Origin of the sequence: Bradyrhizobium zhengyangense (assembly GCF_022012555.1) — a bacterium.
Taxonomy (GTDB): domain Bacteria; phylum Pseudomonadota; class Alphaproteobacteria; order Rhizobiales; family Xanthobacteraceae; genus Bradyrhizobium; species Bradyrhizobium zhengyangense.
Genome location: NZ_JAKLTZ010000003.1, coordinates 679,949 through 705,300 on the forward strand (window position 1 = coordinate 679,949; position 25,352 = coordinate 705,300).

The following is a 25,352-nucleotide window of genomic DNA, read 5'->3' on the forward strand; positions in this document are numbered from 1 at the left end:
CCTACGGAGTGCGGTCTGCCGTGACAAGGCGAGCAATGCGGACGTCAGCCTTGGTGCCGGCGCGGCGCAGGCAGGAGGCCTCGAAATTCGGCCACGCCTGCTGCGAGCAATCCCTGCCGATGGCCTTGATGTCGAGCCGGTCGCTCTTGGCCAGCGGTTGCGGCACGCTCGCTTCGACTGTCGGAGCGAAGCCGGGCAGGAGGGTGAGGGCTGCAGCAACACACGCAGCAAGAGCGATCGCTGAAAGAGCCTTGATCATTGACTGTCCCCTGTGATGCAGCCGCTACGCCCAGTATGCGGCCCGTCGTTCGTTGGCTGGATTGATAACCATGGCCAGTTTCCGGACGTCTTCACCGATGCTGGAAATGGTTTCGTGCGCGTGCCGTTGTGTGTCGTGGACGCCCCGAGGACGAAACAAACCGGGGCCTTCCGCCGCGCAATGGCGGAAAAATCGGCGAAAACGGGCAGGGAACCGGTCCGGCTTGCCGGGCAGGGCCGGGCGCGGTAGGACGTGGGCATGCCGCGTATTGCCTTTTACCCAGGTTCCTTCGACCCCATCACCAACGGCCATCTGGACGTGGTCCGGAGCAGCGTGCCGCTGTGCGACCGGCTGGTGGTCGCGGTCGGGATCCATCCCGGCAAGAAGCCGCTGTTTTCGACCGAAGAGCGGCTCAAGATGCTTCATGACGTCTGCGGGCCGGTAGCGGCCCAGGCCGGTTGCACGCTCGAGGCGGTGACCTACGACGATCTCGCTGTGGCCGCGGCGCGCAAATACGGCGCCACCGTCATGATTCGGGGCCTGCGCGACGGCACCGACCTCGACTACGAGATGCGGCTCGCGGGCATGAACGGCACCATGGCGCCCGAGGTGCAAACCGTCTTCCTGCCGGCCTCACCTCTGGTCCGCCCGATTACCGGCACATTGGTGCGTCAGATCGCCGGCATGGGCGGAGACGTCTCGGCCTTCGTACCGCCGCTCGTTGCATCTCAGCTCAAGGCAAAATTCGCCTGAAAACGGCGCGCTTTTTCATCTCACCTGATCCGGAGTTTCCATGATCCGTCGTCTCGCAATTCTTGCCACGATGTTCGTCGCGCTTATTGGCGCGGTCCCGGCCGTGGCGCAGCAGCTGCCCGCCAATCTCGACAAGGCCAATGCGCTCGTCATCGACACCACCAAGGGCCGTATCGTCATCAAGCTCCGGACCGACCTGGCGCCGCAGCACGCCGAACGCCTCAAGCAGCTCGCGCGCGAAGGCTTTTACAACAACGTTCCGTTCCACCGCGTCATGGATGGCTTCATGGCCCAGACCGGCGATGGCCAGAACGGCAACGGTACCGGTGGCTCGAAATATCCGAACCTGAAGCAGGAATTCTCCAAGGTCCACTTCTCCCGCGGCATCGTCGGCATGGCTCGGCGCGGCGACAGCGTCGATACCGCCAACTCGCAGTTCTTCATCATGTTCGCCGACGGCGGCAGCCTCGACGGTCAGTACACCGTGGTCGGCGAGGTCGTGCAGGGCATGGACGTCGTCGACAAGCTGAAGAAGGCACCGGCCGGTTCGCCGAGCGGCACTGTCACCGATCCCGACAAGATGGTGAAGGTGCAGGTCGCCTCCGACATCAAGTAGGAGGGCTCATGGCGCGCCGCGGCGACAGGCTCCTGCTCGCTGCCGCGGCGCTGCTGTTCGGCCTCACCAATGCGGCCGCACAGGACGCACCTGTCAACACCATCCAGGACGTCTTCCAGCACTTGCGGAGTTGCTGGAAGCCGCCGCCGCCGGCCAAGGCCCGCCCACTCGACATCACCGTCGTGGTGAGCTTTAACCGGTCCGGAAACATTCTGGGCCATCCGAGGATTACCTATGAATCCGCGGAGGCCTCCGACAATGACCGGCTGCAATACCGGATCGCGGTGATGGAGGCGTTGCAACGCTGCACGCCGGTGCCATTTACCGATGCAATGGCGGGCGCTGCCGCGGGACGTCCATTCGCGATCCAGTTCCGCAGCCGCAAAACGTCACCTGACAAGACTTCACCTTCAACACAAGAGAGACGAGCATGAGCGTCACCGAAAACACATTGATCCTCGAGACCACGCAGGGCCCCGTCACCATCGAGATGCGCCCGGACCTCGCGCCCGGCCATGTCGCCCGCATCAAGGAGCTGGTCCGCGAGGGCTTCTACGACGGCATCGTGTTCCATCGTGTGATCGAGGGCTTCATGGCGCAGACCGGCTGCCCGCATGGCACCGGCACCGGCGGCTCGGGCAAGAAGCTGAAGGCCGAGTTCAACAAGGAGCCGCATGTGCGCGGCACCACCTCGATGGCCCGCGCGGCGAGCCCCGATTCCGGTGACAGCCAGTTCTTCATCTGCTTCGACGATGCCCGCTTCCTCGACAACCAGTACACGGTGTGGGGCAAGGTCACCGAGGGTATGGAGAACGTCGACAAGATCAAGCGCGGCGAGCCGGTACAGAACCCGGACAAGATCGTCAAGGCGCGGATGGCGGCCGACAAGGAGTAAGCTCCTCATTCCAGGGGCGCGCATCGGCGCGCTCCTGGTGGCAAGTCACGAATGCGCACCGACCTCTTCGATTTCGACCTGCCGCCCGAGCGCATCGCGTTGCGCCCGGCTAGTCCGCGCGACTCCGCGAAAATGCTGGTCGTCGAGAACGGCGCGCTGCGCGACCAGACCATCGCGGATTTGCCGCACTGGCTGAAGCCGGGCGACCAGCTCGTCGTCAACGACACCAAGGTGATCGCGGCGCAGTTGAAGGGCCGGCGTATCGGCCGCGAGACCGAGCCGAAGATCGAGGCGACGCTGATCAAGCGCCTCGACGGGTCGCGCTGGCAGGCGCTGGTAAAGCCTGCGAAGAAGCTTGTCGCCGGCGACCGCATCCGCTTCGGCAATGAGGGCAAGGTCTGCCTGCTCGGCCATCTCGATGCCGAGGTCGAAGCCAAGGGTGCTGAAGGCGAGGTGACCTTATCATTCTCGTTCCATGGCCCGGCGCTGGATCAGGCGATCGCCGACCTCGGCAGCCCGCCGCTGCCGCCCTACATCGCCTCCAAGCGCACGCCTGACGATCAGGACATCGCGGACTACCAGACCATGTTCGCAGCCAACGAAGGCGCCGTCGCTGCGCCAACCGCGGGACTGCATTTCACGGCGGCGCTGGAGCAGGCGCTGCGCGACCGCGGCGTCGGCATCGTCAAGGTGACGCTGCATGTGGGGGCGGGGACGTTCCTGCCGGTGAAGGTCGACGACACCGACGCTCACAAGATGCATGCTGAGTGGGGCACGATCTCCGCCGAGACCGCAGAGCGGCTCAACACCGCACGGAAGAAGGGCGGCCGCATCATCGCCGTCGGCACCACGTCATTGCGGCTGCTGGAGAGCGCGGCGAGCGAGGACGGGACCATCCAGCCGTTCACGGCCGAGACCTCGATCTTCATCACGCCCGGCTATCATTTCCGCGCCGTCGATATCCTGATGACGAATTTTCACCTGCCGAAGTCGACATTGTTCATGCTGGTGTCGGCCTTCGCCGGTCTGAACACGATGAAGCAGGCTTATGCGCATGCGATCGCGAGCGGGTACCGGTTTTATTCGTATGGCGATGCGTGCTTGCTGTTTAGGGCGCGGGCATGAGCAACAAGCGCCGCTTCATCACCGTCACCCTGAGGTGCTCGCGCCTCTTCAGCGAGCCTTGAAGGGCGACGGCCCCGCTGCTCCGTCTCGGCCGTTCATCCTTCGAGGCTCTCCCAGCGCTGCAAAGCAGCGCTGGGCTCGCGCCTCAGGATGACGGGTCGAGGGCGCGTTACGCCATCACCCGCTGCGGCAACAGCTCCGCGATTTGTACCGCGTTCAGCGCAGCGCCCTTCAGCAGCTGATCAGCCGCCACGAACATCGAGATCGAATGGCCGGAGGGGTCGCTGAGGTCCTTGCGGATGCGGCCGACCAGGACGTCGTCCTGGCCCGAGGCGTCGATCGGCATCGGGAAGTAGTTCTTGACGCGGTCGTCGACCACCTTCACGCTGGGCGCCTGCGCCATGAGGCTGCGGACCTCGTCCTCGGTGATCGGCTTTTCGCATTCGAAGGTGATAGCCTCGCAATGCGCGCGCAGCACCGGCACGCGGACGCAGGTGACGCCGATCGCGATCTTCTCGTCCTCGAAGATCTTGCGGGTTTCCTTGATGACCTTGGTCTCTTCGTCGTTGTAGCCGGTCTCGGGGTCGACAGCCGTGTTGTGATTGAAGAGATTGAACGCGTAGGGATGCGGCATCACCTTGGGCGTATAGACCTGCCCGTTGAGATTGGCGCGGGTGCTCTCGACGAGCTCGTCCATCGCGGCCGCGCCGGCGCCGGAGGCCGCCTGGTAGGTCGAGATGATCACGCGCTTGATGCGGTTCTTTTGGTGGATCGGCCAGAGCGGCACCAGCGCGGTGATCGCGGCACAGTTCGGGTTGGCAATGATGCCCTTGTGATCGCGGACGCGGTTGCCGTTGACCTCTGGAATCACCAGCGGAACGTTCGGGTCCATGCGGAAGGCGGAGGAATTGTCGACGACGACGGCGCCGGCCTTGACCGCAATGGGCGCGAACTTCTTGGAGATACCGCTGCCGGCGGAGAACAGCGCGATGTCGACGCCCTCGAAGGCGCGCTCGGTCAGTTCCTCGATGACGACATCCCTGCCGCGGAACGACACCGTTTTGCCGGCGGAGCGGGCGCTGGCGAGCGCCTTGAGCCTGCCGACGCGGAAGCCGCGCTTGTCCATGGTGGCGATGAATTCGGCGCCCACCGCACCGGTGACGCCGACAATCGCGACGACGGGATCGTTACTCACTGTGTCCTCCATTGAGATCGATTTAGACAACAAAAAAGCCCCGGACCATCATGGGCGGGGCTGCGGTAGAGCTGATGCGTTTTAGTCGACGACTATGCGCGCACGCCTCCCCGGGCCCCGAAGGCCGTGGTGGTTTTGGTCGTGCGTTTGGTGGTCGCGAACATGGCGGGACTTATGCGGGAGAGTTCTGCGTCCGTCAATGGCTTTCGGGCGGGATTGTGGCCCCGTTATTTGCCGCGGGCGCCCGGCGGCTCGAGCAGGACCTCCTTGAGGTCGTCGCCGCTGATGACGACGATCGCGAAATTGAGCCGGCCGCGCTCGCGCACCAGCCCGCCGCTGATGGCCTTGCCTGATGCCGCCTTCTCGGCGACGCGCACCGCGTCAGCCAGGCGGTGCTTGATGATGCCGAGTACGGCGAGGTTGCTGCGATCCTCATTGTCCAGCTCGGTCAGGGGAAGGGCAGCTTCGCCGCCAATGACCTCGCCGGTCGCCGCGTTGATGGTGTACCGCCAGATCCGGTCATTGTGCAGGGTCTTGACCCGATACACCGGCACGCCCGAGCCGCCATCGAAGCTGATGTCCGCGGTGGTCGCGCCGGCATGACGCGCTTCCGCGATCGCCATCGCCTGGCTGATCGAGACCGACGAAGAGCGGAAGCGTTCGATTTCGCGGCTGACGGCCTGGCGGTCCGCCGCGGCGTCCCCATCTGTGTCGCTGTGGAGGGCGGCGGGCGTAGAGACCGCCGAGATGGTCGCGCGAGCGGGCGCTGCGATGAGCAGGCCCGACAGGGCGATCGCCAGCAAACCGCATACCCCTGGTCTCGTCGCGCTCATGGTCCAAACCTTCGGCCGGCAGGTCTCACGCCAGCAAGTCTGCCGGATGTTCGTAAAGAAATCGCGGCCGACCTTGGGCACCGGCCGGCCGCGGAACGTCACCACGGGCTGTACCCGTCGCGGCGATCCAAGCGGCCCGGTCCTCTTTGGGGCTGGTGAAAAAAGTGGCCCGCACCGCTCTATAAACAAAACCATACCGTATCGTTTTGTTATGGTCAACGAAGCGGCCAGCGTCTGCAGGGGACAAATCGCAGGTCTCACGGAAATGTCAGCGGGAGGGACGGCGCCGTTGCGCGGCTTTTGGCGCGTTTGGGATGCGGTCCGCAGGACCGATCGCGCCGGCCAGGAACAGCTTGATCGCCGCGCGCATCCGCTTCTCGGCGGCCTTCAGCTCCATCGGCGTCCCGAACGTCGCCATGCGGTGCGTGTGGCCAACGACAACGTCGAGGAACACTTCGGCCGCGATCGTGGTGTCGTCGACATCCAGCGCGCCTTGCGCCACCAGACGGTCGAAGAAGCGCGCGGTGGTCGCGACGGCCTTCAACCAGCCCTCTTCCTTGCCGAGCTTGGCGACGTCGGGGAAGTTGATGGCCTGTGACGTCATCATGCGGCTGAAGGCCACGGCGTCGGGACCGCAGGTGAAATTGAGCATCTCGCGCCCGATCTCGACCAGCCGCTGTTCGACCGGGATATCGTTTGCGCTGCTGAGCTGCGTCTCTGCCGCAGCCGACAGCGGCGCGAGCCAGCGCGCGATCTCGCGGCGGAGCACGGCGGCAAACAGGCCGCGCTTGTCGCCGTAACGGGAATAGACGGTGGGCTTGCTGACCCGCGCGGCCTCGGCCACCGCATCGAGCGAGGTCGCGTCAAAGCCGCGATCGAGGAACAGGCGGGTGGCGACCTCGATCAGCCGCTGATCGCGTTCGATTGCGGCGCTCTTGGTCGGCCGGCCGCCGCGCGATTTCGAGACCTCGCGTCGCGACGTTGCCGTTCTTGCCTTGATCGCAGCCAATCCCATGCCCGATGATGTGCCCAATGATCCGCCCGATGATTCCTGCGCGGTCGTGCCGGTGGTCATTGCTCTATAACGCGCGGCAACCGGGGCGTCATCGCGAATCTGGCCGAATTGGCCGTATCGTCAACGGTCTTCCACCATCGCCGTTCCGCCTCATGGCATCCGCGAGGTCCAGGCTTGGCCGCCCGCCGCTTTCTCATAGCCGTACTGGTAGAGCGCACGCATATAGCCGGTATCAAAACCTTCGGACGGCGGCGCCGGATAGTCACGCTCGATGTAGGAAAGATGGAAGCCGAGGTGGTTGCGTTGGGCAAAATCGTAGGTCGACAAGATGACCGAGCGCGTCTGCGATTGAGTGATCGAGGAGAGGCTGCGTGAGGCGACATCGATCGTGCTGTTGGCGACCAGCTCGAAGTTGCGCTCGATCTTCTTGTTGACGAGGATGTAGATGTCCATCTTCGCGTTGCCGGGCAGGCGTCCCTGCAACAGCAAGGCTTCGGGCAGCGTCAGCACCGGGGCGGTCACGCCGCCGTCGACATGCATCTCCTGAAACCTGCGCCCCTGGCCTTCGGCCTCGATCAGGATCGGCGGAAACACCAGGGGAATGCTGGCGGAGGCCGCCATCACATCACGAAACAGCTTTAGCGCTTCGGGCGTGCCGACCGCGGCGATCTTGCCCATGTCCCAGATCGCGGTGCGCTGGGTGTCGAGATCGGTGGTGACGACCAATAGCCGCCGGCCCTTGGCGTTCTCGCGCGCGACCTGCGCCATGATCTCCGGCCCGACATAGCGCGCGACCAGCTCGCGCAGCCGCGTATTGCCGAACAGGCCGGAGCCGAACAGCACGCGGATGATGCTCGGATCGTTCAAGAGGCTCTCGGCGATGCCGCTGGTGTAGAGCTCGCGCAACGTGTCGTCATATTGCGATCCGAGGAACGCAAAGGGCGCGATCAGGCCGCCGGTGCTCACGCCGGAGACGACGGAGAAGGTCGGACGGTTGCGCGCCGCGGTCCAGCCGTTCAGCACGCCGACGCCATAGGCGCCATCGGCGCCGCCGCCTGAAAGCGCCAGATAGGTTCGGCTCCGGGTCGCCTTGTCCTGCTCGAAGCTGAATTTGGTGACAGGCTCGTCGGCGTAGCGCCGCAGACCCTCGATATCGAGCACGCGCGAGCTGCTTGCATCGGCCGCCGTGTAGGGTGTCCGGGGGATCGAGGTGCAGGCGGCGAGGGCCAGGCTGCACGCCACGGCCAGCGACCTGATCAGGCGCTTTGTCCAGTCGTCTGAGACGGCGGACATGTCCGTCGAACATGTGGGGAGGGGCATCGGTCGGTGGCTGACGATCACGCATTTGCGGCCGCCGGCCATTTGCCGCGGCGTCTCGTCCAACCCCCGGCAGCGAAACTATACTGTATCGTTTTGTTTATCAAGCGACTGCGATCATCACGTCCCCGTCAACGCTGTGCCAGTCTGAGGCATCCTGCGGGTTGATCGGGCTCGCCCGACACGCAATAAGCACCGCCATGAATCCTGCTGACACCGCTCTACCCAATCATTTCGAACTGCTCGCCACCGATGGCGCCGCGCGCACCGGCCGCCTGACCACGCCCCATGGCGTGGTGCGGACCCCGGCCTTCATGCCCGTTGGCACCGCCGGCGCCATGAAGGGGATGCACTGGCGCGAGGTGCGCGATGCCGGCGCCGATATCGTGCTCGGCAACACCTATCACCTGATGCTGCGCCCCGGCGCGGAGCGTATCCACGCGCTTGGTGGCTTGCAGCGCTTCACGGGCTGGAACGGGCCGATGCTGACGGATTCCGGCGGCTTCCAGGTGATGTCGCTGGCGGACCTGCGCAAGGTCAGCGAGCATGCCGTGACGTTCCGCTCGCATATCGACGGCGCCAAGGTCGAGCTGTCGCCGGAGCGCTCGATCGAGGTGCAGCGCTTCCTCGGCTCCGACATCGCGATGCAGATGGACGAATGCGTGCGGCTGCCGGCCGAGCGCGACGACATCGAGCGTGCGATGCGGCTGTCGCTGCGCTGGGCCGAACGAAGCAAGCGTGCCTTCGAGAGCGCGCCGGACGGCTACATGCTGTTCGGCATCGTGCAAGGCGGCGACGTGCCGGAGCTGCGCCATGCGAGCGCGCAGGGCCTGGTCGAGATCGGCTTTCACGGCTACGCGATCGGGGGCCTCGCCGTCGGCGAGCCGCAGGCCGTGATGCTGGCGATGATCGACGAGACCGCGCCCCGGCTACCGACCGACCGGCCACGCTATCTGATGGGCGTCGGCACGCCCGATGACATTCTCGAAGCGGTGAAGCGCGGCGTCGACATGTTCGATTGCGTGATGCCGACGCGCAATGGCCGTCACGGGGTCGCCTTCACCCGTTTCGGCCAGGTCAACTTGCGCAACGCCCGCCACGCCGACGATCCGCGTCCGCTCGACGAGGAGAGCGCGTGGCCGTCGACGCGCAATTGCGCGCGCGCCTATCTGCACCATCTCGTCAAGGCGGGCGAGACGCTGGGGGCGATGCTGCTGTCCGAAATCAATATCGCCTACTACCAGTTCCTGATGCAGGGCATCAGAGACGCGATCGCACACGGAACATTCGACGAGTTCTATCAGCGTACGCGCGAGGACTGGGCGAGGGGCGATATCGCCCCGCGCTAGGTCGATCAAAGGTCAGTTGCACACGATCCGCTGCTTGACGGCATGCTTGGTCACGAAACCATAGCCGCAATTGTCGCAGGTCCAGAGATACGAGATCACGTGGTCCGAGACGTAGGCGGACGCTTCAGCGGCAACCATTGAATCGGCGCAGACGGGACAGGTGGGCAACTCACTACAACGCGGATCACGCGTTGGCGCGACGGTCGACAACACTTCAGCAACTGCTGACATCGTGGTGACCTCCCTGCTTCGAGACCTAAGTCTAACATAAGCAGAATCAGTTGACGAGGTCGCAACACGAACGTGTTGATTTTTCGTAATTGCTCCCGCTTCGGCGACGTCTTTGCGATTGTTCCGGATCTATCGCAATGCAAACAACAGTGTGCATTGCGATAGGACGGATGAATTTGTGTTGATCAGATGTCGCGCGAAGCTGCTTACGGCGCCTGCACCTGCACCGGCTTTCCAATCTCGGTCATTGAGCCGGGGGCGATCACGAGATAGCGGCGTGAATCAGCTGTGTCGCTCTGCACAATTTGGCGGATCGGACCAAGCGCATTGACGATCGCCGATCCAGCCGGATTGGTCATGAAGCCAGCCAAGGGCTCGAGCTTGCCGCTGCCGTCGGGATGCGTGGCGAGCGCCAACACGTAGTTGTGTTTGGGCTCGAGCCCGGTCGCTGCGGCCTGCAACACCTGGGACAGGCCCTGGTCGAACAGGCTGACGCTGGTCAGGGCCTTCGTGCTCTCCGAGACCGGACCGACCCGAGCCATGGCGAAATGCGCGACCGCACCGGCAATGCCGAGCTGCTGCAAATTCGCGGCTTCAGGACTCGTTGCCTCGTCCATGACGCTCATGGCGCCGTTTCCGGACTCGCGTACCGTCGGCACAGCATCGGGCACATAAGCGACGGCCTGGGGCGCCTGGCCGATCGGGATGTTCGCGATGACACGGTTCGTGAGCGTGTCGACGGCTGTCAGCTGATCGTCATTCTCCAACCCGACATAGATCCGCGAGCCGTCGCCGGATGGCCAGATGCCATGCGGCAGCTTGCCGACCGGAATGGTCGCAACCTTGCTGAAGTCATCAGTGCGGTAGACCTGGATCTCGTTCAGACCGCCGACGGTGATGTAGGCGAACTGCCCATTGGCGTTGCGGACGATGTTGACGTGATTGGTGATCGGCCCCGTATCCAGCGTCTTGAGCAGGTTGAAGGGAGGGCGGGCGTCGAAGACCTGCGCCTTGCCGGTATCCTTCAGGGTGAACCAGACTTGCGCGCCGTCAGGCGTGGCTGCGAGATCGGGACAGAACGGGCTGGCCTGCGCAACCTTTCCGACGACGGAATGATCGGCCACGGAGATGACCGCGATTTCCGGAACGAACGACGAGCAGACATAGCCGTATTTGCCGTCGGGCGAGAAGATCTGCATCCCCGGCCCGTTCGCCAGCACGATCCGCGCCTTCTCTTCAAAGCTGACGGGGTCGAGGACGGCCACGTAGTTCTCGCCGCGCACGGTCACCCAGACCTCCTTGCCGTCGGGCGTGAAGAAGGCTTCATGCGGCGAGCGGCCGACATAGGTCGTGTGCTTGACCATGTTGGTCGCGGTATCGATGAAGGTGACGGAGTTGGATCCGATCGAGACCACGGCCAGCGTGCGGTGGTCAGGCGAAAATCCCATGCCATGCACCAGCAGCTGTCCCCGATAGAGCGGGCTGAAATTGGCCGGCGACGGCGCGCCCAGCCTGATCACGCCGAGCAGCTTGTTGTCGGCGGGATCGGTGACCGAGATCGTGTTGGAGAATTGCTCGGCTGCGTAGACCCGGTCGTGGTGGCTGACGGGAATGTCGGCCGCGGCCGAGGAGCCCGGCGCCTGTCCGCTCCAGGCCGGCAGTGCCGAAAAACCGGACAGGCCAAGCGAAATTGTGAGCGCGAGAATTCGCTTCATGGCGGGCTTCCTCCTATTTGCGAACCAGGGCCGCCCTGGTCGTTGACGGCGGCGGTTGATCGAGCGCAAGCTGCATGACGGCGATCTCCTGCTGCTGATCGACGATGATCTCCTGGGCGATGCGGCGCAGGGATTCATTTCGGCCGTAACGCAATTCGGCCTGCGCCATCGCGATCGCGCCGCGGTGGTGCGGGATCATCATCGCGGAGAAATCACGATCGACATCGCCTGACGGCGCGATATCCATCTCGCTCATCATCCGATGCATCGCGGTCTGGTTTTCGGCCATGAAAGACGCTTCGTCGCCGCACAGCTCCGACGTCATCGTGTGGGATTCCAGATGGGCGGGTTGGCTGGCGAACCTGGTGCCGCCGGCGAACGCCGCCACGGCGAGGGGCAGGGCGACTGCCAGGGATTTCCACATGGGCGCTCCTGATTTTTACTTCGGCAGTTGGCCGACCTGTTGCAGCAGGGTGAGATTGTCTTCCAGGTGCCAGTTCTCGGCGATGCGCCCGCCCGCGACCCTGTATATGTCGGTCGCGATGAATTCGATGACCTCGCCCTTTCCTTGCGCTTCCTTGAAGCGGCCGGTGAAGTGTCCGCGGAAGTGCAGATGCGCGACCACGCGATCTCCGGCCACGATCATCTGTTCGATCTCGCAGCTCAGATCAGGGATGGCCGTGCGCACGAATTTCGAGGCGGCGAGCGGGCCCTGGATGCCCTGGGCCCGTCCGGGCGGCAATGTGCGGTCCATGAAATCAGGCGCCAGCGCATCGGTCGCGAGCTGCTCTTCTCCATTATTCCAGAACGAGTCGTAGCGGCGGGCCGCAAGGATTTGCGCCTCGCGCTGCGCTTCGGGCAGGCTGGCATCGACGACGAGCTGCCTTGGCTGGACGAGCTCGGCCGCCTGGGCGGGAGGAACGACAAAGGCTGCAACGGCAATCGCCATCGGGAGCAATCGCTTCTTCGTTGCGGTCATTTCAGAGTGGAAATCCATCGCCAATTGTCTCGGGGCATGGGAAGTCAGTACGTGCCGCGCATACTGCCTCCGAGGTCGCCCTGAGACACCCGAAAATGTCCGCAAGCGATTGAGTATCCGTGCGAATGCGAAATCTGCATCGCTTGATGGAAGTCGATCTCGCCTGTTGCTAAGGTGATTGCATCGACGTTGGCGGTCATGCGATCCAGACGCACGGGAAACGCCACGAATCGTCGTAACAGGGAGTTGATCATGGACGCATCGTCCAAGACGGGACGCCAGCCCGGCCGCGGCCGGATCTATGACTCGATCGTCGAGGCGTTCGGCGACACGCCGATCGTTCGCCTGCGCCGGCTGCCGGGCATGCGCGGCGTCAACGCGACGATTCTGGCGAAGCTTGAATATTTCAATCCAGCCGCAAGCGTGAAGGACCGCATCGGCGCCGCCATGATCATCGCCATGGAGAAGGCGGGCATCGTCAAGCCCGACACGGTGCTGATCGAGCCGACATCAGGCAATACCGGCATCGCACTCGCCTTCGTCGCGGCTTCACGTGGTTACCGTCTGAAGCTGGTGATGCCGGAATCCATGTCGATCGAGCGGCGCAAGATGCTGGCGTTCCTCGGCGCCGAGCTGGTGCTGACGCCGGCGGCGCAAGGCATGAAGGGCGCGATCGCGACCGCCGAAGAGCTGTTGAAGACGACGCCGAACTCGGTGATGCCGCAGCAATTCAAGAACCTCGCCAATCCCGAGGTGCATCGCCGTACCACGGCGGAAGAGATCTGGAACGACACCGCTGGCAATATCGATTACTTCGTCGCCGGCGTCGGCACCGGCGGCACCATCACAGGCGTCGGTCAGGTTCTGAAGCCGCGCAAGGCATCCCTGCGCGTGGTTGCAGTCGAGCCCGAGGAGAGCCCGGTGCTATCAGGCGGCACGCACACGCCGCACAAGATCCAGGGCATTGGCGCGGGCTTCGTCCCCGACATTCTCGATCGCTCCGTGATCGACGAGATCGTGAAGGTCAATTCGACGACAGCGATCGAAACCTCGCGGGCGCTGGCGCGGCATGAGGGAATTCCGGGCGGCATCTCCTCGGGGGCTGCGATCGCCGCCGCGCTCGAGATCGGCAAGCGGCCGGAAGCTGCGGGAAAAACCATTTTGGCTATCGTGCCGTCGTTCTCCGAGCGCTATCTTTCGACGGCATTGTTTGAAGGGATCTGAGAGATGGCGGATCAACCGAGGCGGCCGCGGACATTGGGCGATGCGCGCACCGAAGCCGAGGCGGCATTCAAGAAGGTGACGGCCAAGGTGGCCGCACCGCCACCGAAGCAGAACGTGGCGCCTGGCATCAAGGAGCAGGTGACGCTGCGCATCGATCAGGACGTTCTGGAGTTCTTCCAGGAGGGCGGCCCAGGCTGGCAGGACCGCATCAACGAGGCGCTGCGGAAGGCCGCGGGGAAGTAGGCGCTTGGCTTGCTGCGAGCCGAGACGCTCGCGTGAGGCACGCCTCTCTCCTCGTCGTTGCGAGGAGCCCTTGCGACGAAGCAATCCAGACTATTGCCGGGGCGGGATTTTGGATTGCTTCGCTGCGCTCGCAATGACAGAATTTGCGGCAGCACTGTCCTTCTGCCTTCACCAAGAACAGCAAAGAAAAAGCCCGGCGTGAGCCGGGCTTTTTGTTTTGAGACTGGATTTTTGCCTCAGCGGCGGAACATTCCGCCCATCATGCCGCCGACCACGCCGCCCATGAAAGCCGCACCGGCGTCGCCGCCACCGCTGTGGCGGGGGGCGGGCGCGCTCTGCGCCTGTGCCGGGGCTGCGCGCCGGGTCGGCTTCGGGCTGTCTTCGCTCGCGGTCGTCGTGGTGGCGACGATCTCGGACAGCAGGGCCTTGTGCTGGAGCTTGTTGAGGAAGCCCGTCGACGGATAGCCGCGGGCGGCCTGCCAGCGCTTGAGCACCGAGCGGGTCTCGTCGCTGAACGCGCCGGTGACCTTGGTGTCGAAGCCGAGGCCGGTGAGGCGGCGCTGCACGTCACGGCGCTGACCCTTGTCGAGACCGATCTGGTCCTCGGTGAGCTGGGTGGCGTCGTCGGTGAAAGTTGCGGGATCGACGCCGGCATTGAGGTTGCGGGTCGTGGTCGACGGACCGTTCTGGATCGCAGCGAGCCGCGCCATTGCCAGCGGCTTGAACTGGCCGTTGGGATAAGCGGAGAGGTAGGCGTTGAGCTCTTCCGGCTTGTTGGATTCCTTCACCGAGCGCCAAAACTCGACTTCAGCCTCGGAGTTACCGGCCACCGCGGCTGGCGCGGCGGTAGCCGTCGGCGCCGCATTGGCGACTTGGGTCGTCGGCGCCGGATTGAGGTAGACGGCGCCGATCAAATTGGTGTGGCCCCAGGGAAGCTGGCCCTTGTGGGTCTCTTCATTGACCTGCGCGCGCACCGAGGTCATCGCCTGCTGAATCTCGACGCCGGGCTTGGTGATGTTGTCGATCAGCGCGCGGGTGAACGGGCTGTTGTTGCCCTCCTGGCCGTCGAGCGCAGTCTGGCCCGGGCCGGTGGCGAACGCGATCAGCGTGCCTTCGCCCGACTTCATCTCGGCGAGACCGCTGCCGACATTGACGCTGCGGGTGGCCGAGTTCGACTTGATCTTGGCGGCGAAGGGATTGTCGCGGCAGGCATCGAGGAACACCAGCTTGACCTTGGCATCGCCCATGGTCTGGTCGAGGGTCAGGTCGATGTTAATGGCCGCGCCAAGCTTGACGTCCATCTCCGACTTGATGTCGGCATCGACGGGCAGGAGATAGTTGGTGCCGCCGACGGCGATGCCGTGACCGGCATAATAGAACACCGCAACATCGGAGCCCTGCGCCTTGCGGCCGAAATCGAGCAGCTTCTCCGTCATCTGGTCGCGGGTCAGGTTGGATCCTTCGATCACCTCGAAGCCGACATTGCGCAGCGTGGCCGCCATCGCCTTGGCGTCGATCGGCGGGTTCGGCAATTGCGCGACGTTCTTGTAGGCGCCGTTGCCGACGACGAAGGCGACGCGGCGGTCGGCCTTGGCGGCGCTGACCGACAGCGCCATGCACATCAGCGAAACGATGATGGTGAGAGTGCGCATCTGAAATCCCCAACAGAATCGAATGACAGGCAGCAACAGATTGGCGTCGAACCTACACGAAAGCGGCTGGCCTCGCGCTAGCAAAACAACTGATGACCCAACCCATTGCCCTGTGACCAAGTGTGCACGATGGAATGCCCCTCCAACGTGATCCAAATCACGCTCGACCACTCGGATGTGTCGCATCAGGCCGCGTGGCGGTTCACTGAGCGCGGGCCGAAACCAGGGCGGCCGGCTTCAAATTCAGGAGATTGCCAAACAGGATCAGCGCCGCGCCAAGCACGGTCCAGGCGTCGAGCCGCTCGGAATAGAGCAACCAGCCGGCGGTCGCGGTGAGGGGAACCCGCAGGAAGTCCATGGGCACGACAATTGTGGCGTCCGCATAGCGCAGCGCGCTGGCGAGGCAGTAGTGCGAGAAAGTGCCGCAGACCCCGATGACAAGCAGCCAGCCCCAGAGTGTCGCCGACGGCCATGTCCAAACGTAGAGCGTCGGCGCGAAGCCCACCACCACCTGAACCACGATCATCCAGAACAGGATCGACAAGGCGCTCTCGGTCCGGGTCAGCGACTTCGCCAAAGCCATGGAGATGCTGAAGCCAATCGCGGCGCCGAGCGCGATCAATTGACCCGGATTGATCTCGCCGGTAGCGGGCCGCACGATCATGACGACGCCGACGATGCCCAGCACGACGGCGGCGATCTTCCAGATGGTCATGCGCTCGGACAGGAAGGTTGCGGCGAGCAGTGCGGTCCAGATCGGCATCGTGAATTCGATCGCGACGACCTGGCCGATTCCGATCAGCATCAGCGCGTAGAACCAGCCGAGCTGCGCAAAATAATGCACGCCGTTGCGTGCGAGATGCTGCGGCAGACGCTTGGTCGCAACGGCCTTGAAGCCGCCGGAGCGGTAAATGATCGGCAGCAGCAGCGTAAAGCCGATCAGCGAGCGCACCTCCATGATTTCAAAGACGTTCAGGAAGCGTGTGGTCTCGCGGCCGGCAACCGCCATGATCAGCATCAGGGACAGCCAGCCGGCCATCCACAGTGCAGCCATCGTTCTCGACGGTGTTGTGCTCATCGGTGCGGGCGGGAGATCGAACCAGAGGGGAGGCCGGTATCAGCGACATCGCCGGTGATTGCAACGGCCAAATCTGCCGATGCAGCGATGCGCGGCGACGTGCTAAGCCAAGCCTAGACCAACAAGAAAATCGGGAGAGCTTCGCTCATGCGCATCTTGCAGCCAGCCGAATGGAAGAAGCCGCGCGGCTTTTCACATGGCGTCGTGGCCGAGGGGCCGGGCCGCTGGGTCGTGCTGGCCGGACAGACCGGCGGCGACGAGACCGGCAATTATGAGCCCGACATGGCGGCCCAGGTTGCAACCGCGCTGAAGCGGATCATCAAGCTTCTCGCGGAGGCCGGCGCCGGTCCCGAGCACATCGTGCGCCTGACCTGGTACCTGACCAGCCGCAGCGAATATGAGGCTGCGGGCGCCGGTATTGGTGCCGCCTGGAAGGAGACGCTCGGGCGCAATTTTCCGCCGTCGACGCTGCTCTATATCGGTGGGCTCGTGGACGACCGTGCCAAGGTCGAGATCGAGGTCACGGCGTTCGTGCCGACTTCGTAAGATCCTGCGCATAAAAAATCGACCCGGCGAGGTCACCGGGTCGATGATCGTGTCACCCGTGCTGTCGGCCTATCTCGACAGCGAGATATTGGCGCCACGGAACTGGCTGTCCGCACGCATTGTGACGCTCTGCTTGTTGCCGCTCGTTCTCAGCGCAATGTTGGCGTTGAATCCGGCGGCAGAGGCGACCACTTCGAAGTTCCCGCCGCCGCCGCGGCCCTGAAGTGAGCCGGAGATGTTGCGGCTCGCCTCGGACCAGCTTCCCGTAATGGTATTACCCGCCGACTGAACGTTCGCGGAGAGGATGAATTTGTAGGCGTCGCTGGCGCAAGTCAGCGTCATTTCCATCGTGGGTCCAATGGGGGCGTATTTGGCCCGGCAACGGATGCGTTCCGTCGATCCGTCCTCGAGGCTGACGGTGCCGCTGCCGCTCCAGCTGCCCGCAAGCGGCGCGAAGGGGCCAGCCTGGGCCTTGCCCTCCGAGCTGGTGGCAGCAGCAGTCACAAACAAAACGGCGACCGCCATGAGCAGCCGCCGATTGAGGACGTTCATTCCGAATTGCTTATTGGCGCGATGCTTCCCACCGCCCGCTGCACGGTATGCCTGCAGATGCTCCATTCCACTTTCCCGATCCGGCGTTGCCGCTGAGTTGACCGTTGGCATATGCACCATTGATCGAAACTTTCACAAGACCCCCACTGCCGATGGTGCCGGAAACGTTAGCGCCGGGCGCGGTGATCTTGCCGTCGGCAACCGTCAGCATGGAACTCGCGGTCGCCTCGCAGGAACCGGTCTTGGTCACAATCGTGACCTGCCAATTGCCGTCATAGGGGGTCTGGGCGAAAGCGGGAGCGGCGAGAGTGGCAGTAATAATTGAAGCGGCACAGAACGCCGCGATGCGACCAAAACGCATGAATTCCGTCCTTGAATGTGTCTGATATGCTGACCGTTATTCGGGCCCAAATGTGACGGAAATTTGGTGCAATGCAAAGTCGAAAATTGTTCCTGTGGAAACAATGGTTTATTTGCGTTTTGGCCCCAATTTTTGAAGCAGAATCAATGCGACTTCACGTTAATCCTTAACGCGATAGGCGACTTAGGAAAGACTGGGCGCTGAGGTCGCGAACTGCTCGTCCTGAGTCTTGGCCGGCAGCGCCTTGTGGACCTTGGCGTAGTCGATCACATCAGCCAGCAGCTTGAGCCCGAGCGGCGCCAGCGCGCGTTCCCAGAGCTCGCGGGCGGTCTCACCCTTCTTCACGAAGCACCAGTCCTGAGCGGCGATGGCGCCGGCATCCATACGGTCGGCGAGATGATAGATCGTGCCGCCGGCAATCGGGTCGCCTTCCTTGATGGTCCATTCCACTGCGGCTTTGCCGCGATGGCGCGGTAGCAGCGAGGGGTGATAGCCGATCCCGCCGAGCTTGCTGGCTGCGAGCGCGTCCTTGCCGATCCGGGCATGGCTGTGCGCGGTGATGATCAGATCGGTGTCGGGGGCGATTTCGGAGGCCACCACCAGCTTCGGATTGGCCTGCACCACGACCTCGATGCCGGCAGCCTTGGCGGTTGCGGCCAGGCGGTCGTCGGCGTCGGCTACCACGACCCGCACGACCCCGACGCCGTGCTCGCGAAGCATGTTCAGGGTGGTCACGCCGAAATGGCGGGAGCCGACGAGGGTAATGCGCATGGGTGTCTGTTCCGTCTCGCAGCTGCGTCCTCCCCCGATAACACGTCCGGACGCCCTGTCACCACCCGCGCGGCGTTTGCGCCGGTTATCAACAACGCGCGGGCAAGAAACTCGGCGATTGCACCACGGGCCGTTCCGGTGTTTCGATACGCAGACCGCGACCTGCCCGGAGCGAGCCTATGCGCTGCGTGTTGTCTGTCATTTTCGCGACGCTGATGGTGGCGGCTCCAGCCCACGCCGGTGGACCATACCCGGCGGTCCCGCCCGAGATCGGGGTGGCGCCGTTCATCGGCCCGACCTGGGACGGTTATCGTTGCGCTGAAGGCACGATCTATAATTTCTACCATGGCGCCTATTACGGCGAGGAGCCGCCGGCGCTCCATCGCGGCTATGCCTACAGGCCGTATTACCGCTACAGCGCTTATCGCAAATGGCCGCACAAATATTTCTGCGTCTCGGACTGAGCGTTGCCGCAGCGCCACGGTCGGCGGCAAATGATCAATGCGCCGGTTCCTGTGTTTCGTTTTTAACAGAGGAATTCCGTATGTGCGGCTAAACTCTGCGCCAACCGGGGCTGGTCAGATTTCATTCCGGATCCGTTTTCGAACCCGGTTGAAGCCGCTGGCGCAATCGCCAGCGGCTTTTTCGTTGTCCGCCTCACCGGATCATCAAACGGTAACACGTTCTCAACCTCATTGTCGTATCGACGAATCCGTCGCGGATTTGTATTGCGTACCGCGACACCAAGAATGTCCCGCCGGCGTGGGTGCGCCGTGCCGGCATTTTTGCCGGGACCTTTTTCATGTCGAACGCAATTGCGCAGATCGTTGACGCCTATGTGCGGCTGAAGAACCGCCGTGGCCTCGATGAGCTGATGATGCACAGGCAGCGCCTCGCCGTCGATCTGAAGAGCAAGTCAGGCGCTTACGACTTCAGCCTGCCGATCAGCAAGATCGACGAGGAGATCGCGATCATCGAGGAAGGCCTCAGCCGGCTGAAGGCTGAATCCACCGACACCGGCACAACGCGTCCGATCTGACGCTCAGTCGCGCCGTCCGCCATCGATCACGGTGAACAAGGGCCGCGCCGGGGTCGGCTCGACCAGCAGTTCCTCCACCAGCGCGGTTGCCGCGTCGACATATTTGCGCGTGGGCTTGTCGAGCTCGCGTTCCGCCTCGTCATCGAGCGCCACTTTTGCGGCCTCGACCAGCTTGCGCATTCGCGCCGCGTGGTCATCGCCTGCCGTCAGCGTCGCGCGTGCCAGCGAACGCAGCACGAACAGCTCGCCTTCGAGGCGAAGCAGGCGGTCGTTGAGCCGGGTGAGGACAGCGTTGAGGTCGGCCATGGCGTGCTGTTCGTTGCAGGGGTCCTGACCCGTCTAGCTGTCATCGGTGAACGTAGTGCAAATGCCGAAGGCGCAATTGGTCCGATCTGTCCGAGATCAGACCGCATTTCGCGCCAGATAGTCGCGCGCGAAGGCCAGATACCAGTCGAGGCAGGCCGGATTGGCCATCGCTTCTTTGTTGATGACCTTCTCGACGGGGTGGCCGAGCAGCAGCTTCTTGATCGGCAGCTCCTGCTTCTTGCCCGACAGCGTGCGCGGGATCTCGGCGACGGCAAAGATCTCGTTCGGCAGAAAGCGGCGTGAGAGACCTGCCTCGATCGCCTTGTTGATCTTCGCCTGCATCGCGCCGTCGAAGGCGACGCCCTCGCGCAGCACCACGAACAGCGGCATGTAGCTGTCGCGGCCGAGATATTCGAGGTCGACGACAAGGCTGTCGAGCACCTCCGGCAACGCCTCGATCGCGGAATAGAGCTCGCTGGTACCCATGCGCAGGCCGTGCCGGTTGATCGTCGCATCGCTGCGGCCGTAGATCACGCAGGAACCATCCAGGTTGACCTTGAGCCAGTCGCCGTGCCGCCACACCGGCCCGCGGCCGCTGCCGTCGAAATTGTCAGGATAGGTCTCGAAATAGCTGGCGAGATAGCGCGCGTTGCCCTTGTCGTTCCAGAAATAGAGCGGCATCGACGGCATCGGCTCGGTGCAGACGAGCTCGCCGACCTCGTCCGTGACGGCGCAGCCCTGTTCGCTGAAGGCTTCCACGGCGGCGCCGAGCAGGCGGCATTGCATCGCCCCCGGCGTCTGCGGCAATTCCCTGTTGCCCCCGATGAAGGCGCCGGCGAAATCGGTGCCGCCGGAGATGTTCGCCCACCAGATATCGGCCTGCGCCTTGCTGCCGTTGGTCTTCGACAGTGCGGCGAAGCGTTCGTTGAACCAGGCCTGGGTGTCGGCGCTGAGCGGCGAGCCGGTCGAGCCGAGACAGCGCAGGCGTGAGAGATCGCCGGCAGCGGCAAGGTCAATCTCCGCCTTGGCGCAATTGGCGAAGAACGCCGCGCCCGCGCCGAAGAAGGTTGCTTTCGATTGCGCCACGAAGCGCCACAGCGTGGTCCAATCAGGCTTGTCTCTGGTGCCGCCGGGGCTGCCGTCGAAAATGCAGCAGGTGGTGCCGCTCAGCAGACCTCCCACTTGCGAATTCCACATGATCCAGCCCGTCGACGAGTACCAGTGATAGCGCTCGCCGAATGAGTTCTCGTGATAGGAGCAGCCGATGTCGTTGTGCAGTCCGAGCAGAGCCAGCACGACGATGACGATGCCGCCATGGCCATGGACGATCGGCTTCGGCAGACCGGTGGTGCCGCTGGAATAGACGATCCAGAGCGGATGATCGAACGGCAGCCATTCCGGCTCGAACGCGTCGACCGCGGCGCCCGTCGTCGCGGTGATGTCGGAGAGCAGGGCGTCCGGCGCCGCGGAAGCTTCGCTATGCAGGATCACATGCTCGACCGTCGGCAGCGATCGCCGCAGCTCGGCGACGACGTCCTTGCGATCGTGCCTGCGCCCGGCATAGGTGACGGCGTCGCAGGCGATCAGCACTTTTGGCTCGATCTGCTTGAACCGGTCGATCACGGCCGGCGCGGCCATGTCGGGCGCGCAGACGCTCCAGACCGCACCGATGCTGGCGCTGGCGAGAAACGCGATGATGGTCTCGGGGATGTTGGGGAGGTACGCCGCGACGCGGTCGCCGGGCTTGATCCCCTTGTCCTTCAGATGCAAAGCGAGCGCGGCCGCCTTGCGCCGCAGCTCGGGCCAGCTGGTTTCCGTGAGCTTGCCGTCCTCGCCGCTCGAGACGATCGCGGGCAGGCCTGCGGCATGCGCCGCGTCCACATGCCGGAACACCTGCCGCGCATAGTTCACCTGCGCGCCGGGAAACCACACCGCGCCGGGCATCTTGCGCTCGGTGATGACGGCCGCAAATGGCGTCGGCGACTGCAGGTCGTAATAGTCCCAGATGCTGCGCCAGAACGCATCGAGGTCGCGCACCGACCATTGCCGCATCTCTTCGTAAGTCGAAAAGGTCAGGCCGCGTTGCTCGGCGAGCCAGCTGCGATAGAGGGCGATCTGCGGGACGAAAGGAGCGGTCATCATATATCGGCTTCAGTTGCGGAGAAGGCGAACTTAGCCGGTGTCGACCTTTAGCAAAAGCCGCGCATCGCCCGCCGAATGGCAGGCATGACTTCGCGACCTCGGTGTGCTTTCGGCCAGCTCCAATGCCGCACCCATCGTTGATCTACGTCAACGTTGCCCGTGCACCGCGACGCACGTTGCGTTCAGTTCAGGCTGGGGCACAGCCATCACTATCCAATTGTGCAATGAGGGAGGATCACCATGCGCCGGAGCGAGCGTCGTTCGATGAAGCCAGTGGTTGTCGCAGCGATTGCGGCCGCCGGTCTTTTGGGGACCGTTGGTGTCGCGCTCAGTCCGACACCCGCGAGGGCCGTGGTCTATTGCCAATATATCGATTATCCGCCGTCCTGCGTCGCACGCGCCGGCGTGGTGCTGCGGCCACGCCCTGTTGCACGTGCGGCGGTTCGGGCCGGCACGGCGAGCAGGACCAATCTGAATGGCGGTGTCAACCGCGTCGGCGTGCGTCGGTAAGCGATCTGCGATCGTTACTACTGCACGCCGGCCCAGCGCCGGCCGAACACCGCTGGCTTGGTCCTCACGGCCTGCCAGCCGAAGAAATGGTGCTTGCCGGACCAGCTGTGCACCACGCTGCCGCAGATGGCGCATTTGAAGCTGCCGGCATGCGGCTCGGCATGCTCCTCCCGGGTCGCGGTGTAGTTCATGCTGCAACCCGTGCAGGTGAATTCTTCGATCGTCCAGATGCTGTTGGCCATTGCACCGCAAGTGTTTTTGGGACCTTGCGACGAAGCATAAGTGCGAGCCTTTGCATCGGCGTAAATTGGTCGGCTGAAATCCGGTTAATCGTCGTTAGGCAATCCCGGCGCACGTTGCGGATCTTTCTGGATTTTCCTGGATTTGGGCTAGCCTTGCAGGATCGGGCCCGTCTCCGGCCGTCTTGACGGCCGGCCCGGGGCTCGCAATAACCCGGGGCCGCGCAAGCGCCGGCACCCGCGTTGATGCCCGCAAGGAAAGCCGTGCCTGTGAAAAGTCTGCGTCAGCTCCTGACGGGCGAGGACGTCATCCAGCTCGTGATCCGGCTCGGCCTGTTGGCGCTGCTGATCATCTGGACATTCCTGATCGTCCGGCCGTTCGTGCCGATCCTGGCCTGGAGCGGCGTGCTCGCGGTCGCATTCTATCCGGCCTTTAGCTGGCTGGCCAAAGTGCTTGGCGGCCGGCCCAAGACCGCAGCCGCTATCCTCACCCTGGTCACGCTCGGCATCGTGCTCGGTCCGGCGACATGGCTCGGCGTGAGTGCGGTCGACGGGGGCAGGGAGCTGGCGCATCAGCTCAGCACCGGCGACCTCGCGCTACAGTCCGCTCCGGAACCGATCAAGTCATGGCCGGTGATCGGTCCGACATTGTTCGAGTTGTGGGACCAGGCCTACACCAACATCCGCGCGGTGCTGCGTGAGGTCGCGCCCTATCTCCAGCCGCTGGCAGGACCGCTGCTGACGCTCGCTGGTGATGCCAGCCTCGGCACGCTCCAATTCCTGGTCTCGGTGTTTGTGGCCGGCTTCCTGTTTCCGCACGGGCCACGGCTGGTTGCGGCCGGGCGCGGCTTCCTGTCGCGCATCGTGCCCGAGCAGAGCGAGCATTTCCTCACGCTTGGCGGCGCCACCATCCGTGCGGTCGCACAAGGCGTGATCGGCGTTGCCATCGTGCAGGCGCTGCTGGCCGGCATCGGCTTCAAGCTCGCTGCCGTGCCGAGCGCCGGATTGCTGGCCTTCCTCGTGCTGCTGCTGTCGATCGTGCAAATCGGCGCCTTTCTCGTATTGCTGCCTGTCATCATCTGGATCTGGACCGCCAAGGACGTCACCACCGCCCTGGTGCTGACCGTGTTCTTCGTCGTGGTCGGCTTCATCGACACCATGCTGAAGCCGCTCGTGATGGGACGCGGTCTCAACACGCCGACCATCGTCATCTTCGTCGGCGTGATCGGCGGCACGCTGGCCCACGGCATTGTCGGCCTGTTCATCGGGCCGATCATCCTGTCGGTGGCGTGGGAGATGGCAGCGGCGTGGATCGGGAGCGAGGCGGGGAAGCGGACCGCTGTATCGCAGGCTTCCGACGAGGTCCCATAGCGTCTCACGCGCGGGCCACACGCCTTTCGCAGAATGTGGACAATTGGGGATGGCGGTGGCCATCAGGGCGGCCGCGGAACTTGTCTAATGAATTAGACAAGTTACGATGGCGCCAGATTCTTTTTTCGGTTTGCGATAGGAATGGCGAAGTCTTCCAAGCTGGTTGCCGCCAAACGCGGCAAGGTCTTGTTGGTCAGGAGACGGTCGGACGGCCTCTGGATGTTCCCGGGCGGCCGCAAGCGTGCGCGCGAAACCGAGAAGGCCTGCCTGCGGCGCGAGATCAAGGAAGAGCTGCCGAAGCTGAAACTCGGCCGGATCAGCCTCTGGAAAGAGGTGAAGGCCAAGAACAAGCGTTCGGGCCGCAAGATGAGCGACGCGATCTTCATCGCCAAGAGCGCCAAGGGGCGCCTTGCGATCGGCGACAAGAAGGAGATCGACCGCGCCGCCTGGCAGAAACCGCGCGGCATCCGCCTGACCGCGACCTCGCGCTACATCCGGGATCGCCTGTTTCCGCGGAAGTCGCGCCGGAGCTAGCCGCCAAGTGCGACAACCGAGGGCGTGACAATAAGGGGTGTGACAAAGAATCCGACAAGGCGCGCATCGCGTGTGAAGCAGTTCACAAGCCGCCACGAAGAGGGCTGCTACACAAGCGTCATTGCCCTTACCAATTCATAATCTTTGAAACACCCCCAGTGTCTCCACGCACTGGGGTTTTTCGCGTCCAGCCCCGGATGGCTCAGCCCTGCCGCCGCACGAAGCCGGTGATCGTGACTTTCTCCCAGATGCCGGCCGCCGCGAACGGATCGGCGCGATTGAAGGCTTCGACCTCAGTACGGCCAGGAGACTCGATCAGGAACAGGCTGCCGATCATGGTGGCGCCGTCGTCGGCGACCAGCGGCCCCGACATCACGATCTTGACGCCGAAGCGCGAGGTATCGCCGAGGAAGGCCTTGTGGGCCTCGTAATTGGCAAGCCGCCTCGGCAGTGCACCGGTGCGGTCGATGGCGTGGATGGCAAACAGCATGATGTCTCCGGG

Annotated in this window: 33 protein-coding genes; 14 read left to right on the forward strand and 19 right to left on the reverse strand. The window is 63.9% G+C overall.

Translation table 11 applies throughout. The features are described 5' to 3' along the window. Nucleotide 1: 1 nt before the first annotated feature. A complete protein-coding gene (locus L6639_RS13850) occupies nucleotides 2-259 on the reverse strand; it encodes a hypothetical protein (RefSeq protein ID WP_237862241.1) in 258 nt (85 codons plus the stop codon). A gap of 258 nt (nucleotides 260-517) precedes the next feature. On the opposite strand from L6639_RS13850, the gene coaD reads away from it, so the two are divergent. From coaD to queA, 5 genes are read left to right on the forward strand one after another with little or no spacing between them, the layout of a single operon-like run. Next, a complete protein-coding gene (gene coaD / locus L6639_RS13855; protein ID WP_237862243.1) occupies nucleotides 518-1,012 on the forward strand; it encodes a pantetheine-phosphate adenylyltransferase in 495 nt (164 codons plus the stop codon). A 40-nt stretch (nucleotides 1,013-1,052) separates the two neighbouring features. After that, nucleotides 1,053-1,628, forward strand: a complete 576-nt coding sequence (locus L6639_RS13860; RefSeq protein ID WP_237862244.1) for a peptidylprolyl isomerase — start codon at nucleotides 1,053-1,055, stop codon at nucleotides 1,626-1,628. Between the two features lie 8 nt (nucleotides 1,629-1,636). Beyond that, nucleotides 1,637-2,062 (forward strand): hypothetical protein, encoded by a 426-nt coding sequence (locus L6639_RS13865; RefSeq protein ID WP_237862245.1) that lies wholly within the window; start codon nucleotides 1,637-1,639, stop codon nucleotides 2,060-2,062. Next, the gene (locus L6639_RS13870) at nucleotides 2,059-2,523 is read left to right on the forward strand and encodes a peptidylprolyl isomerase (RefSeq protein WP_128951691.1); all 465 of its coding nucleotides are present in this window, start codon (nucleotides 2,059-2,061) and stop codon (nucleotides 2,521-2,523) included. The genes L6639_RS13865 and L6639_RS13870 overlap by 4 nt, the downstream gene beginning before the upstream one ends. A 51-nt stretch (nucleotides 2,524-2,574) precedes the next feature. Next, nucleotides 2,575-3,648: a tRNA preQ1(34) S-adenosylmethionine ribosyltransferase-isomerase QueA gene (gene queA, locus L6639_RS13875; protein WP_237862246.1), complete on the forward strand. Its 1,074-nt coding sequence runs from the start codon at nucleotides 2,575-2,577 to the stop codon at nucleotides 3,646-3,648. A gap of 169 nt (nucleotides 3,649-3,817) precedes the next feature. On the opposite strand, the gene L6639_RS13880 is transcribed toward queA, so the two are convergent. The 4 genes from L6639_RS13880 to L6639_RS13895 form a co-directional block, all read right to left on the reverse strand. Continuing rightward, complete coding sequence (locus tag L6639_RS13880; RefSeq protein WP_237862247.1) at nucleotides 3,818-4,855, reverse strand: aspartate-semialdehyde dehydrogenase; 1,038 nt, start codon at nucleotides 4,853-4,855, stop codon at nucleotides 3,818-3,820. Between the two features lie 215 nt (nucleotides 4,856-5,070). Next, entirely contained in the window at nucleotides 5,071-5,676 is a 606-nt protein-coding gene (locus L6639_RS13885) for a PepSY domain-containing protein (protein WP_237862248.1), read from the reverse strand. Nucleotides 5,677-5,944: 268 nt separating this feature from the next. Then, a complete protein-coding gene (locus L6639_RS13890; protein ID WP_237862569.1) occupies nucleotides 5,945-6,691 on the reverse strand; it encodes a TetR/AcrR family transcriptional regulator in 747 nt (248 codons plus the stop codon). Nucleotides 6,692-6,841: 150 nt separating this feature from the next. Continuing rightward, entirely contained in the window at nucleotides 6,842-7,984 is a 1,143-nt protein-coding gene (locus L6639_RS13895) for a patatin-like phospholipase family protein (RefSeq protein ID WP_237862249.1), read from the reverse strand. Nucleotides 7,985-8,208: 224 nt separating this feature from the next. On the opposite strand from L6639_RS13895, the gene tgt reads away from it, so the two are divergent. Continuing rightward, nucleotides 8,209-9,357 (forward strand): tRNA guanosine(34) transglycosylase Tgt, encoded by a 1,149-nt coding sequence (gene tgt, locus L6639_RS13900; protein WP_237862250.1) that lies wholly within the window; start codon nucleotides 8,209-8,211, stop codon nucleotides 9,355-9,357. A 12-nt stretch (nucleotides 9,358-9,369) separates the two neighbouring features. Here tgt and L6639_RS13905 read toward each other — a convergent pair whose 3' ends face one another. The 5 genes from L6639_RS13905 to L6639_RS13925 all read right to left on the reverse strand — a co-directional run bounded on the left by L6639_RS13905 (nucleotide 9,370) and on the right by L6639_RS13925 (nucleotide 12,536). After that, a complete protein-coding gene (locus L6639_RS13905; protein WP_237862251.1) occupies nucleotides 9,370-9,588 on the reverse strand; it encodes a hypothetical protein in 219 nt (72 codons plus the stop codon). 206 nt (nucleotides 9,589-9,794) lie between these two features. Beyond that, nucleotides 9,795-11,303 (reverse strand): YncE family protein, encoded by a 1,509-nt coding sequence (locus L6639_RS13910; protein ID WP_237862252.1) that lies wholly within the window; start codon nucleotides 11,301-11,303, stop codon nucleotides 9,795-9,797. A 13-nt stretch (nucleotides 11,304-11,316) separates the two neighbouring features. After that, entirely contained in the window at nucleotides 11,317-11,727 is a 411-nt protein-coding gene (locus tag L6639_RS13915) for a DUF305 domain-containing protein (protein ID WP_237862253.1), read from the reverse strand. A gap of 15 nt (nucleotides 11,728-11,742) precedes the next feature. Further along, nucleotides 11,743-12,282, reverse strand: a complete 540-nt coding sequence (locus tag L6639_RS13920; protein ID WP_237862254.1) for an ester cyclase — start codon at nucleotides 12,280-12,282, stop codon at nucleotides 11,743-11,745. Nucleotides 12,283-12,326: 44 nt separating this feature from the next. Continuing rightward, nucleotides 12,327-12,536 carry a hypothetical protein gene (locus tag L6639_RS13925; protein ID WP_237862255.1) on the reverse strand — a complete coding sequence of 70 codons (210 nt, stop codon included), beginning with the start codon at nucleotides 12,534-12,536 and terminating at the stop codon, nucleotides 12,327-12,329. Here L6639_RS13925 and cysK point away from each other — a divergent pair. Together cysK and L6639_RS13935 are read left to right on the forward strand one after the other, a co-directional pair. After that, nucleotides 12,535-13,506, forward strand: coding sequence for a cysteine synthase A (gene cysK, locus L6639_RS13930; protein ID WP_237862256.1), 972 nt, complete (start codon nucleotides 12,535-12,537; stop codon nucleotides 13,504-13,506). The two genes, L6639_RS13925 and cysK, sit on opposite strands and share 2 nt — an antisense overlap. Before the next feature lie 3 nt (nucleotides 13,507-13,509). Next, nucleotides 13,510-13,749 (forward strand): BrnA antitoxin family protein, encoded by a 240-nt coding sequence (locus L6639_RS13935; RefSeq protein WP_194475792.1) that lies wholly within the window; start codon nucleotides 13,510-13,512, stop codon nucleotides 13,747-13,749. Nucleotides 13,750-13,985: 236 nt separating this feature from the next. On the opposite strand, the gene L6639_RS13940 is transcribed toward L6639_RS13935, so the two are convergent. Together L6639_RS13940 and L6639_RS13945 are read right to left on the reverse strand one after the other, a co-directional pair. After that, nucleotides 13,986-15,401 carry a caspase family protein gene (locus L6639_RS13940; RefSeq protein WP_237862257.1) on the reverse strand — a complete coding sequence of 472 codons (1,416 nt, stop codon included), beginning with the start codon at nucleotides 15,399-15,401 and terminating at the stop codon, nucleotides 13,986-13,988. A gap of 202 nt (nucleotides 15,402-15,603) precedes the next feature. After that, nucleotides 15,604-16,479 carry a DMT family transporter gene (locus L6639_RS13945; RefSeq protein WP_237862258.1) on the reverse strand — a complete coding sequence of 292 codons (876 nt, stop codon included), beginning with the start codon at nucleotides 16,477-16,479 and terminating at the stop codon, nucleotides 15,604-15,606. Nucleotides 16,480-16,626: 147 nt separating this feature from the next. Between L6639_RS13945 and L6639_RS13950 the strand changes: the two genes are divergently transcribed. Continuing rightward, nucleotides 16,627-17,025: a RidA family protein gene (locus L6639_RS13950; RefSeq protein ID WP_237862259.1), complete on the forward strand. Its 399-nt coding sequence runs from the start codon at nucleotides 16,627-16,629 to the stop codon at nucleotides 17,023-17,025. A gap of 69 nt (nucleotides 17,026-17,094) precedes the next feature. On the opposite strand, the gene L6639_RS13955 is transcribed toward L6639_RS13950, so the two are convergent. The 3 genes from L6639_RS13955 to L6639_RS13965 form a co-directional block, all read right to left on the reverse strand. Continuing rightward, entirely contained in the window at nucleotides 17,095-17,643 is a 549-nt protein-coding gene (locus L6639_RS13955) for a hypothetical protein (protein WP_237862260.1), read from the reverse strand. Continuing rightward, complete coding sequence (locus L6639_RS13960; protein ID WP_237862261.1) at nucleotides 17,588-17,938, reverse strand: hypothetical protein; 351 nt, start codon at nucleotides 17,936-17,938, stop codon at nucleotides 17,588-17,590. The genes L6639_RS13955 and L6639_RS13960 overlap by 56 nt, the downstream gene beginning before the upstream one ends. 183 nt (nucleotides 17,939-18,121) lie before the next feature. Beyond that, complete coding sequence (locus tag L6639_RS13965) at nucleotides 18,122-18,709, reverse strand: formyltransferase family protein (protein WP_237862262.1); 588 nt, start codon at nucleotides 18,707-18,709, stop codon at nucleotides 18,122-18,124. Between the two features lie 188 nt (nucleotides 18,710-18,897). Here L6639_RS13965 and L6639_RS13970 point away from each other — a divergent pair, with 188 nt between their 5' ends. Both L6639_RS13970 and L6639_RS13975 read left to right on the forward strand, forming a co-directional pair. Beyond that, nucleotides 18,898-19,173 (forward strand): hypothetical protein, encoded by a 276-nt coding sequence (locus L6639_RS13970; protein WP_237862263.1) that lies wholly within the window; start codon nucleotides 18,898-18,900, stop codon nucleotides 19,171-19,173. A 338-nt stretch (nucleotides 19,174-19,511) separates the two neighbouring features. After that, the gene (locus L6639_RS13975; RefSeq protein ID WP_237862264.1) at nucleotides 19,512-19,748 is read left to right on the forward strand and encodes a hypothetical protein; all 237 of its coding nucleotides are present in this window, start codon (nucleotides 19,512-19,514) and stop codon (nucleotides 19,746-19,748) included. 3 nt (nucleotides 19,749-19,751) lie between these two features. Here L6639_RS13975 and L6639_RS13980 read toward each other — a convergent pair whose 3' ends face one another. Both L6639_RS13980 and L6639_RS13985 read right to left on the reverse strand, forming a co-directional pair. Beyond that, complete coding sequence (locus tag L6639_RS13980; protein WP_237862265.1) at nucleotides 19,752-20,054, reverse strand: hypothetical protein; 303 nt, start codon at nucleotides 20,052-20,054, stop codon at nucleotides 19,752-19,754. A 96-nt stretch (nucleotides 20,055-20,150) separates the two neighbouring features. Then, nucleotides 20,151-22,193 (reverse strand): acetoacetate--CoA ligase, encoded by a 2,043-nt coding sequence (locus L6639_RS13985; RefSeq protein ID WP_237862266.1) that lies wholly within the window; start codon nucleotides 22,191-22,193, stop codon nucleotides 20,151-20,153. Nucleotides 22,194-22,460: 267 nt separating this feature from the next. Here L6639_RS13985 and L6639_RS13990 point away from each other — a divergent pair, with 267 nt between their 5' ends. Continuing rightward, nucleotides 22,461-22,706, forward strand: coding sequence for a hypothetical protein (locus L6639_RS13990; protein ID WP_237862267.1), 246 nt, complete (start codon nucleotides 22,461-22,463; stop codon nucleotides 22,704-22,706). 17 nt (nucleotides 22,707-22,723) lie between these two features. Here the strand turns inward: L6639_RS13990 and L6639_RS13995 are convergent, their stop codons facing one another. Further along, nucleotides 22,724-22,948 (reverse strand): hypothetical protein, encoded by a 225-nt coding sequence (locus L6639_RS13995; protein ID WP_237862268.1) that lies wholly within the window; start codon nucleotides 22,946-22,948, stop codon nucleotides 22,724-22,726. Between the two features lie 267 nt (nucleotides 22,949-23,215). On the opposite strand from L6639_RS13995, the gene L6639_RS14000 reads away from it, so the two are divergent. Together L6639_RS14000 and L6639_RS14005 are read left to right on the forward strand one after the other, a co-directional pair. After that, nucleotides 23,216-24,316: an AI-2E family transporter gene (locus L6639_RS14000; protein ID WP_237862269.1), complete on the forward strand. Its 1,101-nt coding sequence runs from the start codon at nucleotides 23,216-23,218 to the stop codon at nucleotides 24,314-24,316. Between the two features lie 141 nt (nucleotides 24,317-24,457). Continuing rightward, nucleotides 24,458-24,850 carry an NUDIX hydrolase gene (locus L6639_RS14005; protein WP_057755621.1) on the forward strand — a complete coding sequence of 131 codons (393 nt, stop codon included), beginning with the start codon at nucleotides 24,458-24,460 and terminating at the stop codon, nucleotides 24,848-24,850. A 202-nt stretch (nucleotides 24,851-25,052) separates the two neighbouring features. On the opposite strand, the gene L6639_RS14010 is transcribed toward L6639_RS14005, so the two are convergent. Continuing rightward, nucleotides 25,053-25,340 (reverse strand): YciI family protein, encoded by a 288-nt coding sequence (locus L6639_RS14010; protein WP_237862270.1) that lies wholly within the window; start codon nucleotides 25,338-25,340, stop codon nucleotides 25,053-25,055. Nucleotides 25,341-25,352 lie beyond the last annotated feature (12 nt).

What these genes read in the sequence shown, in the direction of transcription:
- L6639_RS13850 (WP_237862241.1), bottom strand. Translation starts at nt 259, where the DNA reads ATGATCAAGGCTCTTTCAGCGATCGCTCTTGCTGCGTGTGTTGCTGCA.
- coaD (WP_237862243.1), top strand. Translation starts at nt 518, where the DNA reads ATGCCGCGTATTGCCTTTTACCCAGGTTCCTTCGACCCCATCACCAAC.
- L6639_RS13860 (WP_237862244.1), top strand. Translation starts at nt 1,053, where the DNA reads ATGATCCGTCGTCTCGCAATTCTTGCCACGATGTTCGTCGCGCTTATT.
- L6639_RS13865 (WP_237862245.1), top strand. Translation starts at nt 1,637, where the DNA reads ATGGCGCGCCGCGGCGACAGGCTCCTGCTCGCTGCCGCGGCGCTGCTG.
- L6639_RS13870 (WP_128951691.1), top strand. Translation starts at nt 2,059, where the DNA reads ATGAGCGTCACCGAAAACACATTGATCCTCGAGACCACGCAGGGCCCC.
- queA (WP_237862246.1), top strand. Translation starts at nt 2,575, where the DNA reads ATGCGCACCGACCTCTTCGATTTCGACCTGCCGCCCGAGCGCATCGCG.
- L6639_RS13880 (WP_237862247.1), bottom strand. Translation starts at nt 4,855, where the DNA reads ATGGAGGACACAGTGAGTAACGATCCCGTCGTCGCGATTGTCGGCGTC.
- L6639_RS13885 (WP_237862248.1), bottom strand. Translation starts at nt 5,676, where the DNA reads ATGAGCGCGACGAGACCAGGGGTATGCGGTTTGCTGGCGATCGCCCTG.
- L6639_RS13890 (WP_237862569.1), bottom strand. Translation starts at nt 6,691, where the DNA reads ATGGGATTGGCTGCGATCAAGGCAAGAACGGCAACGTCGCGACGCGAG.
- L6639_RS13895 (WP_237862249.1), bottom strand. Translation starts at nt 7,984, where the DNA reads ATGTCCGCCGTCTCAGACGACTGGACAAAGCGCCTGATCAGGTCGCTG.
- tgt (WP_237862250.1), top strand. Translation starts at nt 8,209, where the DNA reads ATGAATCCTGCTGACACCGCTCTACCCAATCATTTCGAACTGCTCGCC.
- L6639_RS13905 (WP_237862251.1), bottom strand. Translation starts at nt 9,588, where the DNA reads ATGTCAGCAGTTGCTGAAGTGTTGTCGACCGTCGCGCCAACGCGTGAT.
- L6639_RS13910 (WP_237862252.1), bottom strand. Translation starts at nt 11,303, where the DNA reads ATGAAGCGAATTCTCGCGCTCACAATTTCGCTTGGCCTGTCCGGTTTT.
- L6639_RS13915 (WP_237862253.1), bottom strand. Translation starts at nt 11,727, where the DNA reads ATGTGGAAATCCCTGGCAGTCGCCCTGCCCCTCGCCGTGGCGGCGTTC.
- L6639_RS13920 (WP_237862254.1), bottom strand. Translation starts at nt 12,282, where the DNA reads ATGACCGCAACGAAGAAGCGATTGCTCCCGATGGCGATTGCCGTTGCA.
- cysK (WP_237862256.1), top strand. Translation starts at nt 12,535, where the DNA reads ATGGACGCATCGTCCAAGACGGGACGCCAGCCCGGCCGCGGCCGGATC.
- L6639_RS13925 (WP_237862255.1), bottom strand. Translation starts at nt 12,536, where the DNA reads ATGATCAACTCCCTGTTACGACGATTCGTGGCGTTTCCCGTGCGTCTG.
- L6639_RS13935 (WP_194475792.1), top strand. Translation starts at nt 13,510, where the DNA reads ATGGCGGATCAACCGAGGCGGCCGCGGACATTGGGCGATGCGCGCACC.
- L6639_RS13940 (WP_237862257.1), bottom strand. Translation starts at nt 15,401, where the DNA reads ATGCGCACTCTCACCATCATCGTTTCGCTGATGTGCATGGCGCTGTCG.
- L6639_RS13945 (WP_237862258.1), bottom strand. Translation starts at nt 16,479, where the DNA reads ATGAGCACAACACCGTCGAGAACGATGGCTGCACTGTGGATGGCCGGC.
- L6639_RS13950 (WP_237862259.1), top strand. Translation starts at nt 16,627, where the DNA reads ATGCGCATCTTGCAGCCAGCCGAATGGAAGAAGCCGCGCGGCTTTTCA.
- L6639_RS13955 (WP_237862260.1), bottom strand. Translation starts at nt 17,643, where the DNA reads ATGGAGCATCTGCAGGCATACCGTGCAGCGGGCGGTGGGAAGCATCGC.
- L6639_RS13960 (WP_237862261.1), bottom strand. Translation starts at nt 17,938, where the DNA reads ATGCGTTTTGGTCGCATCGCGGCGTTCTGTGCCGCTTCAATTATTACT.
- L6639_RS13965 (WP_237862262.1), bottom strand. Translation starts at nt 18,709, where the DNA reads ATGCGCATTACCCTCGTCGGCTCCCGCCATTTCGGCGTGACCACCCTG.
- L6639_RS13975 (WP_237862264.1), top strand. Translation starts at nt 19,512, where the DNA reads ATGTCGAACGCAATTGCGCAGATCGTTGACGCCTATGTGCGGCTGAAG.
- L6639_RS13980 (WP_237862265.1), bottom strand. Translation starts at nt 20,054, where the DNA reads ATGGCCGACCTCAACGCTGTCCTCACCCGGCTCAACGACCGCCTGCTT.
- L6639_RS13985 (WP_237862266.1), bottom strand. Translation starts at nt 22,193, where the DNA reads ATGACCGCTCCTTTCGTCCCGCAGATCGCCCTCTATCGCAGCTGGCTC.
- L6639_RS13990 (WP_237862267.1), top strand. Translation starts at nt 22,461, where the DNA reads ATGAAGCCAGTGGTTGTCGCAGCGATTGCGGCCGCCGGTCTTTTGGGG.
- L6639_RS13995 (WP_237862268.1), bottom strand. Translation starts at nt 22,948, where the DNA reads ATGGCCAACAGCATCTGGACGATCGAAGAATTCACCTGCACGGGTTGC.
- L6639_RS14005 (WP_057755621.1), top strand. Translation starts at nt 24,458, where the DNA reads ATGGCGAAGTCTTCCAAGCTGGTTGCCGCCAAACGCGGCAAGGTCTTG.
- L6639_RS14010 (WP_237862270.1), bottom strand. Translation starts at nt 25,340, where the DNA reads ATGCTGTTTGCCATCCACGCCATCGACCGCACCGGTGCACTGCCGAGG.